This is a genomic window from Polaribacter glomeratus (assembly GCF_002954665.1).
GTDB classification, from domain to species: Bacteria; Bacteroidota; Bacteroidia; order Flavobacteriales; family Flavobacteriaceae; genus Polaribacter; species Polaribacter glomeratus.
The window spans coordinates 1-20,555 of record NZ_MSCM01000001.1 but is presented as its reverse complement, the minus strand read 5'-3'; the positions used below and the strand labels follow the sequence as shown (position 1 = coordinate 20,555).

General features: G+C 33.9%; 14 protein-coding genes, 1 tRNA gene and 1 pseudogene. 7 read left to right on the top strand and 9 right to left on the bottom strand.

Going from position 1 to position 20,555, the window contains the following annotated elements:
• Window positions 1–74 precede the first annotated feature (74 nt).
• From BTO16_RS00080 to BTO16_RS00045, 8 genes are all read right to left on the bottom strand, one after another.
• Window positions 75–152: transfer RNA gene (locus BTO16_RS00080), tRNA-Val, on the bottom strand.
• Window positions 153–211: 59 nt separating this feature from the next.
• Complete coding sequence (locus BTO16_RS00075; RefSeq protein WP_105019658.1) at window positions 212–1,420, bottom strand: bifunctional folylpolyglutamate synthase/dihydrofolate synthase; 1,209 nt, start codon at window positions 1,418–1,420, stop codon at window positions 212–214.
• A 110-nt stretch (window positions 1,421–1,530) separates the two neighbouring features.
• The gene (locus tag BTO16_RS00070; protein ID WP_105019657.1) at window positions 1,531–2,349 is read right to left on the bottom strand and encodes an energy transducer TonB family protein; all 819 of its coding nucleotides are present in this window, start codon (window positions 2,347–2,349) and stop codon (window positions 1,531–1,533) included.
• A gap of 58 nt (window positions 2,350–2,407) precedes the next feature.
• Window positions 2,408–2,800: an ExbD/TolR family protein gene (locus BTO16_RS00065; protein ID WP_105019656.1), complete on the bottom strand. Its 393-nt coding sequence runs from the start codon at window positions 2,798–2,800 to the stop codon at window positions 2,408–2,410.
• An 82-nt stretch (window positions 2,801–2,882) separates the two neighbouring features.
• Window positions 2,883–3,572 (bottom strand): MotA/TolQ/ExbB proton channel family protein, encoded by a 690-nt coding sequence (locus tag BTO16_RS00060; protein ID WP_105019655.1) that lies wholly within the window; start codon window positions 3,570–3,572, stop codon window positions 2,883–2,885.
• 146 nt (window positions 3,573–3,718) lie between these two features.
• Entirely contained in the window at window positions 3,719–5,116 is a 1,398-nt protein-coding gene (gene nhaD / locus BTO16_RS00055; protein WP_105019654.1) for a sodium:proton antiporter NhaD, read from the bottom strand.
• An 18-nt stretch (window positions 5,117–5,134) separates the two neighbouring features.
• Window positions 5,135–6,361: a Glu/Leu/Phe/Val dehydrogenase dimerization domain-containing protein gene (locus BTO16_RS00050; RefSeq protein ID WP_105019653.1), complete on the bottom strand. Its 1,227-nt coding sequence runs from the start codon at window positions 6,359–6,361 to the stop codon at window positions 5,135–5,137.
• 173 nt (window positions 6,362–6,534) lie between these two features.
• Complete coding sequence (locus BTO16_RS00045) at window positions 6,535–7,599, bottom strand: anhydro-N-acetylmuramic acid kinase (protein WP_105019652.1); 1,065 nt, start codon at window positions 7,597–7,599, stop codon at window positions 6,535–6,537.
• An 87-nt stretch (window positions 7,600–7,686) separates the two neighbouring features.
• On the opposite strand from BTO16_RS00045, the gene BTO16_RS00040 reads away from it, so the two are divergent.
• The gene (locus BTO16_RS00040) at window positions 7,687–8,829 is read left to right on the top strand and encodes an acyl-CoA dehydrogenase (RefSeq protein ID WP_105019651.1); all 1,143 of its coding nucleotides are present in this window, start codon (window positions 7,687–7,689) and stop codon (window positions 8,827–8,829) included.
• A gap of 832 nt (window positions 8,830–9,661) precedes the next feature.
• Here the strand turns inward: BTO16_RS00040 and BTO16_RS00035 are convergent.
• Window positions 9,662–10,444 carry a tRNA pseudouridine synthase A gene (locus tag BTO16_RS00035; RefSeq protein ID WP_105019650.1) on the bottom strand — a complete coding sequence of 261 codons (783 nt, stop codon included), beginning with the start codon at window positions 10,442–10,444 and terminating at the stop codon, window positions 9,662–9,664.
• 271 nt (window positions 10,445–10,715) lie between these two features.
• On the opposite strand from BTO16_RS00035, the gene BTO16_RS00030 reads away from it, so the two are divergent.
• From BTO16_RS00030 to BTO16_RS18025, 6 genes and pseudogenes are all read left to right on the top strand, one after another.
• On the top strand, window positions 10,716–11,720 hold the full coding sequence (locus BTO16_RS00030; protein WP_105019649.1) for a porin: 1,005 nt from the start codon (window positions 10,716–10,718) through the stop codon (window positions 11,718–11,720).
• A 35-nt stretch (window positions 11,721–11,755) separates the two neighbouring features.
• Window positions 11,756–12,094: a P-II family nitrogen regulator gene (locus tag BTO16_RS00025; RefSeq protein ID WP_105019648.1), complete on the top strand. Its 339-nt coding sequence runs from the start codon at window positions 11,756–11,758 to the stop codon at window positions 12,092–12,094.
• Between the two features lie 19 nt (window positions 12,095–12,113).
• A complete protein-coding gene (locus BTO16_RS00020; RefSeq protein ID WP_105019647.1) occupies window positions 12,114–13,349 on the top strand; it encodes an ammonium transporter in 1,236 nt (411 codons plus the stop codon).
• A gap of 221 nt (window positions 13,350–13,570) precedes the next feature.
• Window positions 13,571–18,082: a glutamate synthase large subunit gene (gene gltB / locus BTO16_RS00015; RefSeq protein WP_105019646.1), complete on the top strand. Its 4,512-nt coding sequence runs from the start codon at window positions 13,571–13,573 to the stop codon at window positions 18,080–18,082.
• A 4-nt stretch (window positions 18,083–18,086) separates the two neighbouring features.
• The gene (locus BTO16_RS00010; protein WP_105019645.1) at window positions 18,087–19,550 is read left to right on the top strand and encodes a glutamate synthase subunit beta; all 1,464 of its coding nucleotides are present in this window, start codon (window positions 18,087–18,089) and stop codon (window positions 19,548–19,550) included.
• A gap of 843 nt (window positions 19,551–20,393) precedes the next feature.
• A pseudogene (locus tag BTO16_RS18025) lies at window positions 20,394–20,555 on the top strand (transposase); the annotation flags it as partial.

Genomic DNA, 20,555 nt, shown 5'->3' with positions numbered 1-20,555 from the left:
GAACTTTTGCACTTAACTTATTCACGAAGTTTTGAGCATAAAAAAATCCTACTATTTCTAGTAGGATTTTGCTTTGGTGGGCAATGAGGGATTCGAACCCCCGACCCTCTCGGTGTAAACGAGATGCTCTGAACCAACTGAGCTAATTGCCCTTAGCGGTGGCAAATATACTATACATTTTGACTTTACCAAAATAAAAATGAAGTTTTATTTAAATTATTTCAGCAACCACAAATGTACTTCCACCAATATAAATGGTATCTTCCTGATTTGCATTTAGTAAAGCACTTTTATAGGCTTTTTTAACAGAGGTATATTTTTTTCCAAATAAATTAAAATCAGTCGCTTTTTCTTGTAAAACAACTTCGGATAGACCCCTTGGGATGTTTGGCTTGCAAAAATAATAGCTTGCCTCCTTTGGGAACAGCGGTAAAATGTCTTCTAACTTCTTATCGGAAACAACGCCTAGTACAATATGTAACTTTTTAGTTTTTTCTTTTTTCAACTGATTTAGAACTATTTTTAGGCCTTCTGTATTGTGTGCGGTATCACAAATAACTTTTGGATGCTCTTGTAAAACCTGCCACCTGCCTTTTAAATTGGTGTTTTCTACAACATGCAACAATCCGTCAGTAATATGTTTTTGAGATATTGTATAGCCTTTTAAGAGTTTTATGGCGGCAACAACTGTCTTTGTATTTGATTTTTGATAATCGCCCAACAAATCTGAGGTGTATTCTTGTAGGTCATCCGAAGCAAAAGAAACATTTACAGCACAAGCAGCTACCTTCTTTAAAAAGACACTTTTAACTTCTGTTTGCTCCTCTCCTATAACAACCGGAACATTCTTTTTTATAATTCCCGCTTTTTCAAAAGCGATCTCGGGTAGTGTTTCTCCTAAAAACTGGGTATGATCTAAACCTATGTTGGTAATCACAGAAACCTCTGGAGTAATAATGTTCGTAGAATCTAATCGGCCGCCTAAACCCACTTCGATGATTGCGATATCTACTTTTTCATCCGCAAAATAATCAAAAGCCAAACCTACCGTCATCTCAAAAAAAGAGAGCTTCTGTCTTTCTAAAAAATCTTTGTGAGTCTCAATAAATAATTTGACCTTCTTTTTCGAGATTTCAACGCCGTTAATTCTGATTCTCTCTGTAAAATTCTTTAAATGTGGCGAAGTATACAAACCCACTTTATACCCTGCTTCTTGCAAAATGGAGGCTAACATATGCGATGTAGAACCTTTTCCGTTGGTACCACCAACATGAATGGATTTAAATTTCTGCTCAGGAAAGTCTAATTCTTTCGTAAATGCTAAAATATTGGTTAAATCTTTTTTGAATGCCGTTTTACCTTCTCTTTGAAACATTGGTAACTGCGCAAACATCCAATCTAAAGTATGTTGGTATGTCATCTAAAGTATAAATTATTTATTTAAATTTAAATAAAATTTAGCAGAATAATACAAGAAATTGCTATTAATTAATAACTAATTACAAGTGGGTATCGTATGAATAAAAGCCGCTATTTCGTTAACGTAAATTTATAAATAATAGTACCCGTTTGATTTGCAGGTGCTTTTTCATCTGCGTTCCAAGTAGTTCTCAGCGCTGCTTCTTTTGCTGGTTTTAGTAAGCAAGCAGCAGTATTTGTAGAGCCTTTAATACCTGCGACTGCGCTTATTACTTTTCCGTTTTTATCAACAGTAATTTTAACAACCACGATTCCTTCTTCTTGACAATCTGGTTGTTCTATTGGTTTTGATAGTGCTTTTCTTCCTGCAAGATTGTAATTACCTCCAGAACCCGTTCCTTCATTTCCATAGTATTTATTAGAATTCGGGTCGCCATTTTCATTGCCTTTTACACCTTCTTTTTTATCATCTCCTTCTCCTTTTGGACTTCCATCAGACGAAGTACCATTTAACAAACTATTTAATGCATCCGTAGTTTCTTTAGATGGTTTTGGGATTTCTTTAGGCACTTCTTTTTTAACAACTTCCTTAACAGGTACTTTTTTTACTTCTTTTTTCTCTACAACCGTAATTTCTTTGGATGTTTCATCCGTAACAACTTCCTCTTTACTGGTATCATTCGGCATTACTTTTACCTCTTCTACAACTTCTTCTTTTTTAACCTCTTGTTGGTTTAAAGCCTTTTTAGTATTTTCTACAGGTTCTCCACTTCCTACATCGGAATCTCCAAAATTAATTGCCAAACCATATTCTTCTGGTGGATCTAAATATTTTAGTCCATAATTAAAAATAGCAAACAACATCAGCAACAATATAATTGCTGTGATCGCTGCAGATTTTCTTTTATGTTTTGTGTCTAAAACTGTCATATGTATACTTCATCGTAAAAGGTTGAAAAGCTGAAACGAGTTCAGCTTGACCTAAAGGTCATTTGCCTTTTACAGCTAAAATCATTTTTAATTTATTCTTATTTGCAATGTCAATTACTTCCATCACATTTTTATAAGGCGCATCTTGATCACCCCTAATTACGATGGTTTTCTTTTTATCTGAACCTACGCTTCTTAAAATTTCACTTTCTAAATCGGATGCACTTACTTCCGTTTTATCAATATAAAAAAGTGATTCCCTTGTAATAGAGACTGCAACTGAAGTATTATTTTCTGTTTTTCCGCCCGCTTTTGGTAAAAAAACATCAATTGCACTTACGGTAACTAAAGTTGATGTGAGCATGAAAAATATCAACAACAAAAACACAATATCCGTCATCGACGACATATTAAATGTTGGATCTACTTTATTTCTTCCTCTTAAATTCATTTAAATAGTTTTTAAAGTTTAAAAGTTTTCAAAGTAAAAGTTCAGCTTCCTAAACTTTTAACTAACAAACTTTAAAACTCATTTATACGGGTTCGTTTAATAAATCTAAAAACTCTACTGACTTTGCCTCCATCTGATAAACAACCTTATTAGTTCTTACCACCAAATGATTGTACGTTATGTATGCAATAATACCTACTATTAAACCGGCAACCGTTGTGGTCATTGCTGTATACAATCCGTCCGAAAGCATTTTTATATCAATTTGACCACCTGCATTTGCAATGGCGTGTATGGCAACAATCATCCCAATTACGGTTCCTAAAAACCCAATCATTGGCGCAACACCTGCAATAGTTGCTAACACACTTACATTTTTTTCTAGTTGATAAATTTCTAATTTACCTGCGGTTTCAATTGCCGTATTAATATCATCTAAAGGTTTCCCTATTCTAGAAATTCCTTTTCCAATTAATCTCGCAGTTGGCGTATCTGTGCTTTTACACAAAGAGTTTGCAGACTCTAATTTACCATTAGAAACATAATCTTTAATCTGATTCATAAAATTCTTATCGACTTTTGATGCTGATTTAATAGCAAAAAAACGTTCGAAATAAATATATAAGGCAACCGCCAATAAAACGACAAGAATGGCAATTATGATTTGGCCACCCAAACCACCATCTACAATTAAATTATAAATAGAAAGTGTTTTTTCTTCTTGAACAGCTTCTTCTAACAACCCCGTATTTTCTTGATAAAATGATATCATTCAACTATTTTTTAAGTTCTGTAAATATAACGACTAATCTCTTTTTAAATTGTTTCAAACAAGAAAGAATTCACTTATTTAATAACAAAAAAAAATGCCATTCTGTATGTATACAAAATGACATTTTCTATTTTATAAATCACTTATTAAAAGAGTGTTCTTGTAACCATAAATGCTGCAGAACCAACCACAAAACCTATTAAAGCTAACCAAGATATTTTTTTTAGATACCAGAAGAAATCTATTTTTTCCATTCCCATTGCCACTACTCCGGCTGCAGAACCAATAATTAACATACTTCCTCCTGTACCTGCAGAGAACGCTATAAAATGCCATAATTCGTTATCTAATCCTTCAGAAAACATTCCTAAACTTGCTGCTACTAAAGGCACATTATCTATAACTGCAGAACCAACACCTAATAACATAATTACTAAATCAGAAACTCCTTCGTGATGTAATTCTGTTCCCATCATTGGTATTGTTTCTTGCAATGTAGATGCAAAGTTGAATAAAATCCCCAAAGATTCTAGGGCAGCAACTGCCATTAAAATTCCTAAGAAAAATAAAATACTTGGCATTTCTATTTTAGATAAAGAGGCATGAACAGGACTGTGATGTGCTGCTAAAGCGTGCTCTTCTGCTTGTTCGCCATCAACACTTGAAATCGAAAATTTAGATTTACTATAAATTTCTGCAAAAGTTGCAACGACTGCCAAAGACAACATCATACCAACATAAGGAGGTAAATGTGTAATCGTTTTAAAAATAGGTACAAATACAATAGCGCCTAAACCTAAATATAGCATTTTTGCGCTATGTGGACTTTTTGCCGTTTCTTCTTCTTCTGTATCAATTTCACCTTTAAAAGCGGGTAAAAAAGAAGCTATAAATGTTGGTACGATCATACATAACAATGAAGGTAATAATAAGTATTCAATTAGTTTTAAAGTACTTACCTTTTTACCAATCCAAAGCATTGTTGTAGTAACATCACCAATTGGCGACCATGCTCCACCTGCATTTGCAGCAATAATAACCAAACCTGCAAACCAAATTCTTTCATCTCTGTTTTTAACAACTTTTTGTAATATTGAAATAAGTACAATAGTAGCCGTAAGGTTGTCTATAATTGCTGATAAAATAAAGGCTAAAATTGAAAAAATCCAAAGAATATTTTTCTTCTTTTTGGTCTTTACAAAGTTTTTAATTGTAGAAAAGCCATCAAAATAATCTATAATTTCTACAATTGTCATCGCTCCTAAAAGAAATACCAATATTTCTGCAGTTTTACCTAAATGGTGTAAAAGCGTTTCTTCTACCAAATGCATTTTATCTGCATGCACTAAAGAGCCAAAACCTTCAACCAAACTATGTTTACTAGAGTCAAACCACTGCGTAAAATTATCAATTCCGAGTGCCACTAGAGCCCAACAAACTGCCATCATAATTAAGGCCGGAATTAATTTATCTAATTTTATGTTATGCTCTAAAGTAATGGCTAAATAACCCATTACAAATACAATAATAATTACTGACTCCATACTTCTTTAATATTTAATTTATACCAATTCTTTGAGCGCAATTTCAAACGCCGTTTCACTTATTCTTGTTTTTGAGGCACTTTTTGCAAAAGTTCTTTGCAATGCTTTCTTTATTGTGTTAGATGTATCTTCAAAAATAGCTTTGTCTGTCATCTCAACTTTTCTTTCCATAAAGTAAGCAAACACTCTTGCCATTCCGCAATTAGAAATAAAATCAGGAATTAAACTAACTTTTCTATCTGTATCTTCCATAATTGATCCAAAGAAAATTTCTTTATCTGCAAAAGGAACATTTGCTCCGCAAGAAATCACTTCTAAACCTGCATCAATCATTTGATTTATTTGCTCTTGTTTTATCAATCTTGATGCTGCACAAGGGGCAAAAATCTCACAGGGTAAATTCCAGATTCGCTCATTAATCTCTTTAAAAGGAATCATATTTTCCGCGACTAAAGTATTACCATTTTTGTTTAAAAACAACTCTTTTATTTCTTCAAAAGAAAAACCGTTTTCATTAATTACTCCGCCATCTCTGTCAATAATTCCCACAACTTTCGCGCCCATTAGCGCTAAATAATACGCTGCTGCAGAGCCTACATTTCCAAAACCTTGCACAATTGCTTTTTTACCAACCACTGTACCGCCATAAATATCGTAGTAATGACGCGCAGCTTCTGCAACACCATAACCAGTAATCATATCGGCAACTGTATATTTTCTATGAATTGCAGGTGATAATTTAGTGTCTTCTAAAACTTTAATTACACCGTGTCTTAATTGGCCAATTCTGTTTATTTTATCTGCTTCAGTAGGTTTAAAGTGACCGTTAAAAACACCTTCTTGAGGATGCCAAACACCACTTTCTTCGGTAATGGGGATTACTTCATGAATTTCATCAACATTTAAATCACCACCTGTTCCGTAATAATTTTTTAATAATGGGGCAACTGCTTTATACCAACGTTCTAAAACTCCTTTTTTTCTTGGATCGTGAGGATTAAAGTTAATTCCAGATTTAGCACCACCAATTGCCGGACCCGAAACTGTAAATTTCACTTCCATTGTTTTGGCTAACGATAAAACTTCATTGATATCTAAACCTGCTCTCATTCTTGTGCCACCACCGGCAGCACCACCTCTTAAAGAGTTAATTACAGTCCAACCTTCTGCTTCTGTTTCTGGATCCTTCCAGTTAAAGATTATTTCTGGTTGTTTGTTTTCGTATATTTTTAATAATTCTTTCATCTTACTATTTTAATTAATTTAACTTTTCTGCTTTCATACATACTTCTATTTTGAGTAAAATCCCCTGCTGGGGACAAGCTAAAGTTGATTCATATTAAAAATTTTAAGATTATTAATTAGTATTGTTGTCTTACAAACTTACCATAAAAAAATGATTGCTCAAATTTTTTTATTTAAAGCTTCGGATAAAAAACCACTCCTGATGAATGATTTTTACGCGCACCGGTAACAGACTTTAGGCAATTAACCTGATTATCAAGCTTTAACAACCCTAAAAAAGCAAAAATAAGCGCCTCTTTAAAATTGATGCGTTTTTTATCTGCCAATACAATGCTTGTTTTTGAATGATATTCGATTCGTTCAATTAAAAAAGAATTAAAAACGCCTCCGCCTGTAATTAAAACAGAATTACTCTCATAGATTATTTTGCTAATTTGTATAGCAACATGTTCTACAAAAGTTCTTAAGATAGATGAAATAGCTGTTTCTAAAGCATCAATTAAAGGAAATATTTCTTCTTGCACCCATTCTAATCCTAAAGATTTTGGTGGTTTTTGCTGATAAAAAGCAAGCGAATTTAATCGCTCTAAAAGTGTTTCATTAATTTTTCCTTGGGATGCAATTGTGCCTGATGCATCAAAATCGAACCCCAATTTATTGGCATAGAAATTAAGTACAATATTTACAGGGCAAATATCAAAAGCAATTCTTTGCGCATCTTTATGAAATGAAACATTCGAAAATCCGCCTAAATTTAAACAATACTCAAAGTCAGAAAAAAGCAACGCATCACCAATAGGCACTAATGGCGCTCCTTGCCCGCCTAATTGCACATCTTGGGTTCTAAAATCGCACACAACTTTTTGCTTTGTGGCATTGGCAATCGTTTGTCCATCTCCAATTTGAAGCGTAATTCCCTTTGCCGGTTGATGTAAAATGGTATGGCCGTGAGAAGCAATAAAATCAATTTTTTGAATTTTATATGTATTTATAAAGTTGAGAAGCACGTTTCCCAGAAGTGCACCATACTCCAGATTCAACTTAATTAATTCATCCGAAGAAAAGTGAATTCCTTTTTGCAATGTATTTTTCCATGCATCTGTATACGAAAATGTTTCTGCAAAGATAATTTCAAAATCGCTGTATTTATTTTTATCAAATTTTACATAAACCAAATCGATGCCGTCTAAAGACGTCCCAGACATTAATCCGATACAAAAAACTTCATTTTTATTCATATCTGTAAAAATAATAAAAGTCTTATGAAAATAAGTTACGAAATCGATATCTTTGCATTCTTAAATTTCGAATACTAAAAAAAAAATATGGATTTTAATTTAACAGAAGAGCACATCATGATTCGCGATGCAGCAAGAGATTTTGCGCAAACCGAATTATTACCTGGTGTTATTGAAAGAGATAATAAACAAGAATTTCCGCAAGAATTGGTCAGAAAAATGGGCGATTTAGGCTTTATGGGAATTATGGTAGATCCAAAATACGGAGGAAGCGGCATGGACGCAATTTCTTATGTTTTGGTGATGGAAGAATTGTCTAAAATTGACGCCTCTGCTTCTGTAATGGTTTCTGTAAACAATTCGTTAGTTTGCTATGGTTTAGAAACGTATGCAAGTGAAGCGCAAAAACAAAAATATTTAACAAAATTAGCAACAGGTGAGTTTATTGGCGCATTCTGTTTAAGCGAACCAGAAGCGGGTTCGGATGCAACTTCGCAAGCTACAACCGCAATTGATAAAGGAGATCATTACCTAATTAACGGAACAAAAAACTGGATTACCAATGGCGGACGTTCAGACGTTTATTTGGTAATTGCACAAACCGATAGAGAAAAAGGACATAAAGGAATCAATGCTTTTATTGTTGAAAAAGGAACGCCAGGTTTTCATATTGGTCCAAAAGAAGACAAATTAGGAATTCGTGGTTCTGATACGCATACTTTACAATTTAACGATGTAAAAGTGCCAAAAGAAAACAGAATTGGTGAAGACGGATTCGGATTTAAATTTGCCATGAAAACACTTTCTGGTGGTAGAATAGGGATTGCTGCACAAGCTTTAGGGATTGCTGCAGGTGCCTACGAATTGTCTTTAAAATACTCGAAAGAGCGTAAAGCATTCGGAACAGAAATTTGTAATCATCAAGCAATTGCGTTTAAATTAGCAGACATGCACACAGATATTGAAGCTGCAAGAATGATGGTTATGAAAGCTGCCTGGGACAAAGATCAAGGTAACAATTACGACATGTCTTCTGCAATGGCAAAACTATACGCAAGTAAAATTGCCATGGAACATACGGTTGAAGCGGTGCAAATTCACGGTGGAAACGGTTTTGTAAAAGATTACCATGTAGAGCGTTTAATGCGTGATGCAAAAATTACGCAGATTTACGAAGGAACATCAGAAATTCAGAAAATTGTAATTTCAAGAGGAATTATCAAAGGATAAAGTACACCTTATATAGAGTCTACAAAAATCCATCTTTTTAAAAGGTGGATTTTTCTTTTGGGCGGGTTTTTGCGAAAAGCAAAAATCGTGCTATCCATTATATCTTTTTTTCGTACCTCAAAAAAGGATGCCATTTCTATCACTCACGCAACTACTTGCTAGTTATATAATTTAGAAATCTACGAATTGCTTACTTTTTACCTGATACCAATTTAATTTTCTAATGTCTTGCTGTTACCATAAATAAGGACTCAAAATTTCTATAAATTATACTCTAATTTCAATTATCATAACGAATGTCAGTCTGAGCTTGTCTAAGACTTTTTAGTTCACGAAAGCTACACTTCGGCAAGCTCAGTGTAACATTGTTCGCTTTAATTATGTTAGCATCAATGTATACTTAAATTGGCATACGCTCGATTAAAATTTTACATTTAAATATTGGTAATTACATAATAAAAATCCTACAAAGATTTATTTTTAACCCTGTAGGTATCTGCTTTTTACTTTTATACCTACAAGGTTTTAGAGACCTTGCAAGATGCTTTAAAAATAGCAATTCGCGTTAAGGATTGAAACGGCATCCTTTTTATTTTCTTTTTAAAATAAAAAGATATAGTGGAAAGCCTGTTAAAACGCCCCTATTATTCTATTTTTTATACCTAACCGTTTTTGAAACCTTACAGTAACATTACAAATCCAGCTCAATAGTAAATAGTAGCTAAAACCTTTTTCCCAAGAGTACTTGCCAACAAAATTGATAATTTGGGAATCTCAAACCACTTAAAAGCAAACCTTTTGAGATTTTAAAAACCTAAGGATTTACATTAAATTACAAATCCAGTTCAATAGCAAACAATTGCAAACTAGAAGCCGGCGCAATATTTCTCAACGATTTTCGGTCATTATTCTCTTTTAAAGAATTTTCTATAAATTCTAAATCGATGTTTTCTTTTCCTAATTCAAAGAGCGTTGCCACCATCAACCGAATCTGATATCTTAAAAACCCTTTTCCTTTCACCTTTACTACATACGATTTCTCTGGAAAAAAATTGGCGATTAAAATAGTGTTCTCCACAATTTCACAGCAATCTATGCGTCTTTTAAAAATAGTTGCCTTCGAAGGTTTTGTACAATATTTATGAAAATAATGCTCGCCCTCGAACAATTTTGCACCTTTCATCATTAGATCAATATTTAGGTTTTCATCAACATTGGTCATAAAAGGTGCTGCAAAAGGATGATTTTTATCTCCAAAAGAAAAGTAATAATGATATTCTTTCAACTTTGAGGCTTTTATGATATTAAAATCAGTTCCTACTTTTCTGATAGAAATCGCTTTAAAATCCGAAGAAAAGTTAGAATTTATAGAATTCATAAAAAAAACTTCATCTACTAGCATATCTGTAAATAATTGCACATAATAAGCGTTTGCAGAGACCCTTGCATCTGTTCTACCAATGCCAATGGACTTATAAAGGATATTTTCAAAAACGAATCCTAACGTTTTATCGACCATTTGGTGCACTGTTTTAGCATTTGTCTGTTTTTGCCAACCAGAAAAGCGAAATCCTAAAAACTGTATGTGAACCAAGTAAGAGTGCGAGTATTTCATGCTTCAAAGGTACACTAATTAGATTTTTTTTCAAAAGAGTCGCATTTTTATGAATATCCTAAAATTATATACTACTTTTTTTCATACCCAATATTTAACACCCTTCAAAAACTATAAAATATACTTATGATAATTTTAACCCCCTTTTTTTATGGGTATGATTCTAAAATAGACTCTTTTACAAAATGAACCCCCTTGTTAGTCTAAATTTAATATTTACATTTGGCATGTTCAAACAACACAAACAATAAAAACTAAAAGACCATTAATTATGAAAAAAATTATTTTAACCTTATTAGTAGCAAGTAGCTTTATAGCAACTGCGCAAGAAGAAGAAAAAACTTTTACTTTAAGTGGAAGTGTAGATACCTATTTTCGTGGTAATTTAAATGCAGCTAACGACGCAAGTAAAGTTGCTCCTGGTTCCTCTTTTGCAAACGCACCAGGGTTCTCTTTAGGTATGATTAATTTAATTGCAGCGTACGAAGGCGAAAAAGTAGGCTTTGTAGCAGATTTGGTTTACGGACCAAGAGGTAACGATGCCGTTTTTGGATCACCAACAGGAAGTTCTCAAATGGTAAATCAATTATACGCTTATTGGAATGTAAGTGAAAAGGTAAAACTTACCGTTGGTAACTTCAACACCTTTTTAGGATACGAAGTTATTTCGCCAGTCGCAAACTTTAACTATAGTACTTCTTATTTATTCTCTTATGGCCCTTTTAGCCATTCAGGAATTAAAGCGGATTTCACTTTATCAGAAAAATCTTCGTTAATGTTAGCCGTTATGAATCCTACGGATGCAACTGAATTTAATCCTGATGGTAAATATTCAATCGGAGCGCAATATGGGTATTCTGGACAATTCTTTAATTTCTTATTAAACCCAGATTCTTATGAAATTGACTATACAGGTGGTTTTGATGTAACTGATTCTTTCTTTTTAGGTTTAAATGCTGCGTATTTTAAAGCTGACCAAGCTGCTGGTTTTGCAGGTGTTGCTTTATATCCTCAATATGCCGCTACAGAAGCTTTCAAAATTGGCTTAAGAGCTGAGTATTTTGTAGAAGATGGCGATTTTGGCGCTATCGGAACCGGAGTTGCAGATTCTAGTGTTTTTGCTACAACATTAACAGCAAACTACAAAGTAGGTTCTTTAACGATTATTCCTGAAATACGTTTAGACTCATCATCCGATAATTTCTTTATGAACAACAGTGCTGATCCTGCAAAAGGCTTAAGTTCTTTCTTATTGGCTGCTGTTTACTCTTTCTAAAACAAACAATTATTAACTAAAAATTTATTTCAATCATGAAAAAAATAGAAGCGATTATAAGAAAATCAAAGTTTCGTGCGGTAAAAGATGCGTTGCATGAAGTGGGTGTAAACTTTTTCTCTTACTGGGATGTTACAGGTTTAGGCAACGAAAAAGAAGGACACGTTTACAGAGGTGTAAGCTATAGTACTAGTGATATTCAAAGAAGACATTTAGCAATTGTTGTAAATGATGATTTCGAAGAGATAACAATAAAAACCATCCTCAAAGCTGCTAGTACTGGTGATGTTGGTGATGGAAAAATATTTGTTAGCGATATAAAAGATGCCTACAGAATTAGAACTGGAGAAAATGGCGGAAAAACTTTAAACTAAACTTCAACAAAATATTATTATGGAATTACTTACAATAAATAATGTATGGATGATGATCTGTACAGCACTGGTTTTCTTTATGCACTTAGGTTTTGCATTTTTAGAAATCGGTTTAACAAGACAGAAAAATACCTTAAACATTTTATTTAAAAATATCTTTATCATTACAATAGGCTTACTGCTGTATTGCTTCGTTGGATTCAACTTAATGTATCCTGGTTTTGGTGATGGCTCTGCCGGAATCTTTGGCTTTGCCGGTTTTGGTTTATCCTCTCCGCTTACAGACGCAGGTGCTTTAGATTTAGCTTATAATGAAGGCTACACATATTGGACAGATTTCTTATTTCAAGGAATGTTTGCTGCTACAGCTGCAACCATCGTTTCTGGAGCAGTTGCCGAAAGAATGAAAATTTTACCTTTTATGATTTTTACAGTAATCTATGTTGGATTTGTATATCCTGTAGCAGGTTCTTGGAAATGGGGTGGCGGATTTTTAGACCAATTAGGGTTCTATGATTTTGCAGGTTCTACGCTAGTGCACTCTGTTGGTGGATGGGCAGCTTTAGTTGCTGTTTACCTATTAGGTGCTCGTATTGGAAAATTTAAAGATGGCAAACCACAGGCTATTCCTGGTCATAACATTCCATTAGCAACTGCCGGAGTTTTAATTCTTTGGTTAGGTTGGTTTGGTTTTAACGGTGGATCTGTTTTATCTGCAGACCCAGGTCTTACTTCTTTAACATTAGTTACAACTTGTTTAGCTGCTGCTGCAGGCGGGGTGTTTGCTGCCTTTGTTTCAACAATAATGTATAAAAACTTAGATTTAACAATGTTCTTAAACGGAATTCTTGGTGGATTGGTTGGTATTACTGCGGGCGCAGACCAAATGTCGCCTACAGATGCTATTATAATTGGCGCGATTGCAGGAACAATCATTGTTTTTGCAGTAAGTTTAATTGATAAATTAAAACTTGACGATCCTGTTGGTGCCATTGCAGTTCACTTAGTTTGTGGAATTTGGGGAACTTTAGCTGTTGGTCTTTTTGGAAACCTTGCAGGTGCAGACCAATTTATTAGCCAATTAATTGGAGTTGGGTCTTATGCAGTTTTCTGTGTAGGAAGTTCATTCATTATCATCTTTACCCTTAAGAAAACAATGGGAATTAGAGTTAGTGAAAAAGAAGAGCTAGAAGGATTAGATGCTCATGAACACGGTATGGATGCATATCCAGACTTTAGATTAAACGAGCATTAACACATAAGTTACTGTTTTAAACAAAATACACCTTTAAAGTTAAAATCTTAAAGGTGTATTTCTTGTTTTTATGAATATCACAATTAAACTAGCTTTAATTATGATAAATAATTTTTTAAGTCTACTATTTTCAGTTCATCGTAAAACTTACATTAAACAAGTAAAAACGTTGCATTATCTTCAATAAAATACATAGCTTTGTAAATATAATTGAATATAATATGGAGAAACAAGGCTTATATTTACCAGAGTTTGAACACGAAAATTGTGGTGCAGGTTTTATTTGTAATCTAAACGGAGATAAAACAAATCAAATTATACACGACGCACTAGAAATTTTAGTAAAACTAGAACATAGAGGTGGTGTTAGTGCAGATGGCAAGACAGGAGATGGCGCAGGTTTATTAATAGACATTCCTCATGATTATTTTATACGTGTTTGTGATTTTACGTTACCAAAACAAAGAGAATATGCCGTTGGTATGGTCTTTTTACCTAAGATATCAAATCAATATAACTTTTGTAAAACCACTTTTGAAAACGAAATAAAAGAACAAGGCCTTTCTATTTTAGGCTGGAGAACAGTTCCTGTCGATTCAACTCAATTAGGTGAAATAGCTTTGGCATCAGAACCAAACATCGAACAATTATTTGTTGGCAAAACAACAGAAATTAGCGAAGCTACCTTTAAAGCAAAATTGTATGCTGCTAGAAAAATAACAGAACATGCGATCAGAAAATCTAAAATTTCTGAATCCATTTATTTTTATGTTCCGAGTTTATCCATCACAACCATTATTTATAAAGGGATTATTATGCCCGAAGATATTGGTCCTTATTATAAAGACTTACAAGAAATAGATTTAGTTACCCGTTTAGCATTAGTACACCAACGTTTTTCTACAAACACAATGCCAACTTGGGAGTTAGCGCAACCGTTTAGACACATGTGTCAGAATGGTGAGATTAACACATTACGTGGAAATGTAAGTAGAATGCGTGTTCGTGAAGAAATCATGAAAAGTGATGTATTTGGTCCGCAGATAGACAAATTATTTCCAATTATTTTACCAGGAAAATCAGATTCAGCTTCTATGGATATGGTTGTGGAGCTATTAACGCACACAGATCGTTCTTTACCAGAAATTATGATGATGATGATTCCTGAAGCTTGGGAAAAACACACCACAATGTCTAAAGAGCGCAAAGCTTTTTACGAATACAATGCCTGCATCATGGAACCTTGGGATGGCCCAGCGTCTGTGCCTTTTACGGATGGAGATTATATTGGTGCTTTACTAGACAGAAATGGATTAAGACCTTCTAGATATACAATTACCAAAAGCGGAAAATTAATCATGTCATCCGAAATTGGTGTTTTTGATATCGCTCCAGAAGATGTTAAAAAACATGGTCGTTTAGAACCAGGAAAAATGTTCTTGGTAGACATGAATGAAGGAAGAATCATCGAAGATGAAGAAATAAAAAGTAAAATTGTTAGAGAAAGACCGTATCAAGAATGGTTAGACAACACGCGCTTGCATTTAAAAGATGTACCGTATACAAGTCAAACGTGCCCAATAGAATCAATTGATATCAAAACGCGTCAGCGCTTATTTAATTACACTTTCGAGGATATTCAAGAGGTAATTACACCAATGGCACAAGTTGGTAAAGAAGCTCTGGGCTCTATGGGAACAGATACGCCTTTAGCGGTTTTATCAGACAGACCTCAATTAATTTCTAACTACTTTAAGCAGTTATTTGCACAAGTTACCAATCCGCCTTTAGACGGTATTCGTGAAGAAATTGTAACGGACATCAGTTTAAATTTAGGAAAAGATAGAAATATATTTAGTATTACAGACAGACATTGTAGAAAGTTACGAATTCAGAATCCTGTAATATCAAATGCCGATTTAGAAAAAATTAGAAGTATTGATATAGAGAGTTTCAAAGCAGAAACAATTCATATTTTATATCCAAAAGCACAAGGTTTAAACGGACTTGAAGATGCTTTGGATCAAATTATTATTCAAGTTGAAAAAGCATTAGCATCAAAAACGAATATCATTATTCTTTCTGATAGAGGTGTAAGTCAAGAATTGGCTCCGATTCCTGCTTTATTAGCTTGCTCTTTTGTAAATCATCAATTAAATCGTTTGCGCAAGCGTTCTTATTTTGATATTATTATTGAATCTGCAGAACCACGTGAACCACACCATTTTGCTACTTTATTTGGGTATGGCGCAAGTGCTGTAAACCCGTATATGGTAAATGAAATTATCAGAATGCAAGTTACAGAAGGCTTCATTACAGATATGAATGAGCAACAAGCGGTTGATAATTTCAATAAAGCAATCGGAAAAGGAATTTTAAAAGTGATGAACAAAATAGGAATCTCTACATTACATTCGTATAGAGGTTCTCAAATTTTCGAAATTGTAGGATTTAATTCTCAATTTGTAGAAAAATACTTTCCGTATACAGCATCAAGAATTGAAGGTATTGGTTTGTATGAAGTTGAAAAAGAAATTGATCAACGTTATAAACAAGCGTATCCTAATAATCAAATTGATAAAAATTTAAGCTTAAATATTGGTGGCGATTATAGATGGAGAAGAAATGGTGAACGTCATTTATTCAATCCTACTACAATCTCAAAACTGCAACAAGCGGTTCGATTAAGTGATCAAGATAGTTATGATGTGTATGCAAAAGCCATCAATGATCAGGCAGAAAGCTTAATGACCATTCGTGGTTTATTTGAGTTTGACAAGTTAGATCCAATTCCTTTAGAGGAAGTAGAAGATTGGACAGAAATTGTAAAACGTTTTAAAACGGGCGCAATGTCTTACGGATCGATTTCTCGCGAAGCACACGAAAACTTAGCAATTGCCATGAACAGAATTGGTGGTAAATCTAATTCTGGTGAAGGTGGTGAAGACAGAAAACGTTTTCAAAAAGATATCAATGGCGATAGTAGAAATTCTGCGATCAAACAAGTAGCATCGGGTAGATTTGGGGTAACTTCTCACTATTTAACCAATGCAAAAGAAATTCAAATTAAAATGGCACAAGGTGCTAAACCTGGCGAAGGTGGTCAATTACCCGGCTATAAAGTATATCCTTGGATTGCCGCTGTGCGTAACTCAACACCTTTTGTAGGATTGATTTCTCCGCCTCCACATCACGATATTTATTCAATTGAAGATTTAGCACAACTAATTTTCGATTTAAAAAATGCAAATCGTGAAGCAAGAATTAATGTAAAATTAGTTTCAGAAGTTGGTGTAGGAACCATCGCTGCGGGTGTTGCAAAAGCAAAAGCAGATGTCGTTTTAATTTCTGGTTATGACGGTGGTACAGGAGCTTCTCCTTTAACATCTCTAAAACATGCAGGCTTACCTTGGGAACTTGGTTTAGCTGAAGCACAACAAACTTTAGTTTTAAATAACTTAAGAAGTAGAATTGTTGTAGAGTGCGACGGACAGTTAAAAACAGGTAGAGATGTTGCCATTGCTGCATTATTAGGTGCCGAAGAATTTGGTTTCGCAACGGCGCCTTTAGTTGCTTCGGGGTGTATTATGATGCGTAAATGTCATTTAAATACGTGTCCGGTTGGTATCGCAACGCAAGACAAAGAATTGCGTAAAAACTTTAAAGGAACTCCAGAGCATGTAATTAATTTCTTCTTTTATGTTGCCGAAGAATTAAGACTTATTATGGCGCAGTTAGGTTTCAGAACCTTGGCGGAAATGGTTGGTCAAACGCATAAAATAAACTCTAACAAAGCAATCAAACATTACAAAGCAAAAGGTTTAGACTTATCTAGTATTTTATACAGACCTGCTGCTTATAGAGAAATGCCTGTTAGAAATACAGAACAACAAGAACATAATTTAGACGAAGTTTTAGATTTTACCATCTTAAAGGATTCTCATAGAGCCTTATATAGAAAAGAAAAAATGAACCTTTCGTATCCAATAAAGAATACAAACAGAGCTCTTGGTGCAATTATCAGCAATGAAATCTCTAAAATTTATGGTCATTTAGGCTTACCAGAAGATACTTTAAATATTAATTTTACAGGTTCTGCAGGGCAAAGTTTTGGTGCATTTGGTGCACATGGATTAACATTTACCATAGAAGGGAATACAAATGATTATTTAGGGAAAGGATTATCCGGAGCTAAATTAATTATCAAGAAACCAGCAAAAGCAGATTTTATTGCAGAGGATAATATCATCGTGGGTAATGTTTGTTTATTCGGTGCCGTAGAAGGGCAGGCGTATATTAACGGAATTGCAGGTGAACGTTTCGCCGTTCGTAATTCTGGTGCAATAGCCGTCGTTGAAGGCGTTGGTGATCACTGTTGTGAATATATGACCGGTGGTAAAGTAATTGTTTTAGGTAAAACAGGTAGAAATTTCGCAGCGGGTATGAGCGGCGGAATCGCTTATGTATACGATCCAGAAAACAAATTTGTAAACGGACTTTGTAATATTGAAACTATTGAGTTTGAAGAAATTTCTACTGAGGATGCGGCAGATTTAAAAGCAACAATAGAGAAGCACGTTTTATACACAGATAGTAAAAAAGGGGAATCATTGGTAGCAGATTGGGATGCAAGTTTAAAAAACTTTGTAAAAATAATGCCAACCGAATACAAGAAAGCGTTACTACGTTTAGAAACCGAAGAACCAATGTTTGAAGAATTAACACTAGCATAATGTCATGGGAAAAGTAACAGGATTTAAAGAGTTTGAAAGACAAGATGAAACCTACACTTCGGTAATAGATCGTGTAAAAAATTATCAAGAATTTACAGTGCCTCTTTCTGAAAAAGAAATAACAAAACAGGGTTCTCGTTGTATGGATTGCGGAATTCCTTTCTGCCATAGCGGATGTCCGTTAGGAAATCTAATTCCAGATTTCAATCACATGGTGCATCAAGGTGAATGGCAAAAAGCATCGTGGATACTGCATTCTACAAATAATTTCCCTGAATTTACAGGCCGCTTATGCCCTGCTCCTTGCGAGCAAGCATGTGTGTTAGGTATTATTGAAGACCCAGTTTCTATTGAAAATATCGAGAAAAATATTGTTGAGCGTGCTTTTAAAGAAGGATGGATAAAACCACAACTTCCTAAAAGAAGAACAGATAAAACCATTGCGGTTATTGGGTCTGGTCCGTCTGGTTTAGCAGCTGCACAGCAATTAAACAGAGCTGGTCATACAGTTACTGTTTTTGAAAGAGATGATGAAGTTGGTGGTTTGCTACGATACGGAATTCCTAATTTCAAAATGGAAAAAGGAATTATTGATAGAAGAATTGCAATACTAAAAGCAGAAGGAATCATTTTTAAAACCAACGTAAATGTGGGTGTTAATTATGATGTAGAAGACTTAAAAGCTTTTGATAGCATTGTTTTATGTGGTGGATCTACAGAAAAACGTAGCTTACCAACGCAAGGTGTCGATGCCGATGGTGTTGTACAAGCAATGGATTTCTTAACACAACAAACAAAAGCTTTATTTGGTAAAGAGGTAAAAAACCAAATAATGGCAACAGGCAAAGACGTCATTGTTATTGGTGGTGGAGATACCGGTTCAGATTGTATTGGTACTTCAAATAGACATGGTGCTAAATCCGTAGTTAATTTCGAGATTATGCCAAAACCTCCTGGGCATCGTTCACCAACAACGCCTTGGCCTTTTTGGCCTTTACAATTAAAAACGTCATCTTCTCACGTAGAGGGTGCAGATCGTAATTGGTTGATCAATACAAAGGAATTTGTAAAAGATGCACAAGGAAAACTAATTGCTTTAAAAACAGTAAACGTGGAATGGAAAATGGTTCCTGGTCAAAGACCCGAATTGGTAGAAATTGCAGGTACTGAAAAAACTTGGCCTTGTGATTTAGCTTTGTTAGCCCTAGGTTTCACAGGTCCAGAAAGCACTTTAGCAGATAAGTTAGGTCTTAAAACCGATGCTCGTTCTAACTATAAAGCAGAATACGGAAAGTATCAAACCAATGTTCCAAATATTTTTACGGCTGGCGATATGCGTCGTGGGCAGTCTCTAATTGTTTGGGCAATTTCCGAGGGTAGAGAAGCAGCAAGACAAGTAGATATTTTTTTAATGGGCAAATCAGAATTACCATCAAAAGATGTTTCTGGCGATTTAGTGGCGATGTAAATACATTAAAAATTATATATAAAACTCATCAATGTAACTATTGGTGAGTTTTTTGTTTAAAATAAAGGTAATTTGGGCGTGCCCATTTTTAAATAAACTCCATTTATACAACAAAAATTTTAGAATAAAAATGGTCAGGCTATTCAATGCAAGTCCGCGTTCGTGCCTCACTGTGGGCTTTTCACTCCTATTCTTCACGCAAAATTCTTAGTATCCTCCAATACTATAGAATGCCAAGGTAATTTGAATCTGTTAATAATAATGTGAGTTCGATGTAAGAAAGTTAAGATTTTTATATAGAGAAAGTAGCACAGATAGTTTATTAATATGTCAATTTTAAACATCTTACTAAAAAAATACTTCTGATTTCTGATGCTATAACTATTGAAATTTTTAGTAAATTGGACAGATTTTCTACTATTTATGATGCAATTATTACAAGAAAAACAGAATTCCTGATGGTTTTACTGTTAAAAACGTAATAGAACATTTAAAATATCAGATAATAAAGTGATAACTATCCTCGTAATATTTCACTTAAAGTCTTACAGAAACCTCAATCATTTTTACTTAAACCATGATTGAAAAACGAAAAATATTTGTTTCAAAAGTGTGTTTCTTACAATCGTTTTGTAGTGCTTCCAAAAAAACTTACTCAGCCTTTAGCCGTTTTTATGAAAATAAATTATTTAGGTTATTATAGAGTAATCTGATTTATAGATTCTATAAATTTAAAATTACGCCATTATAAAAGATAAAAAACAACATTAAGTCTTAAAGATGTTGCAATAAAAGCTAGGGAACTATGGGATGGTATTTTGGGTTTAAGCTCATCTTGTATTTAATCATAAAGGAGAAATTATTGACTTCGTGTTTACTCCAGCCAATGTAGATGATAGATTCCCTTTAAAACGAAAGAATTTTAATGCTAAATTAATTGGAAAAATTTTCGGAAGCAAAGACTACATTGGTAAAGGTTTGTTTGAAAGGTTATTTGGGCTCAAC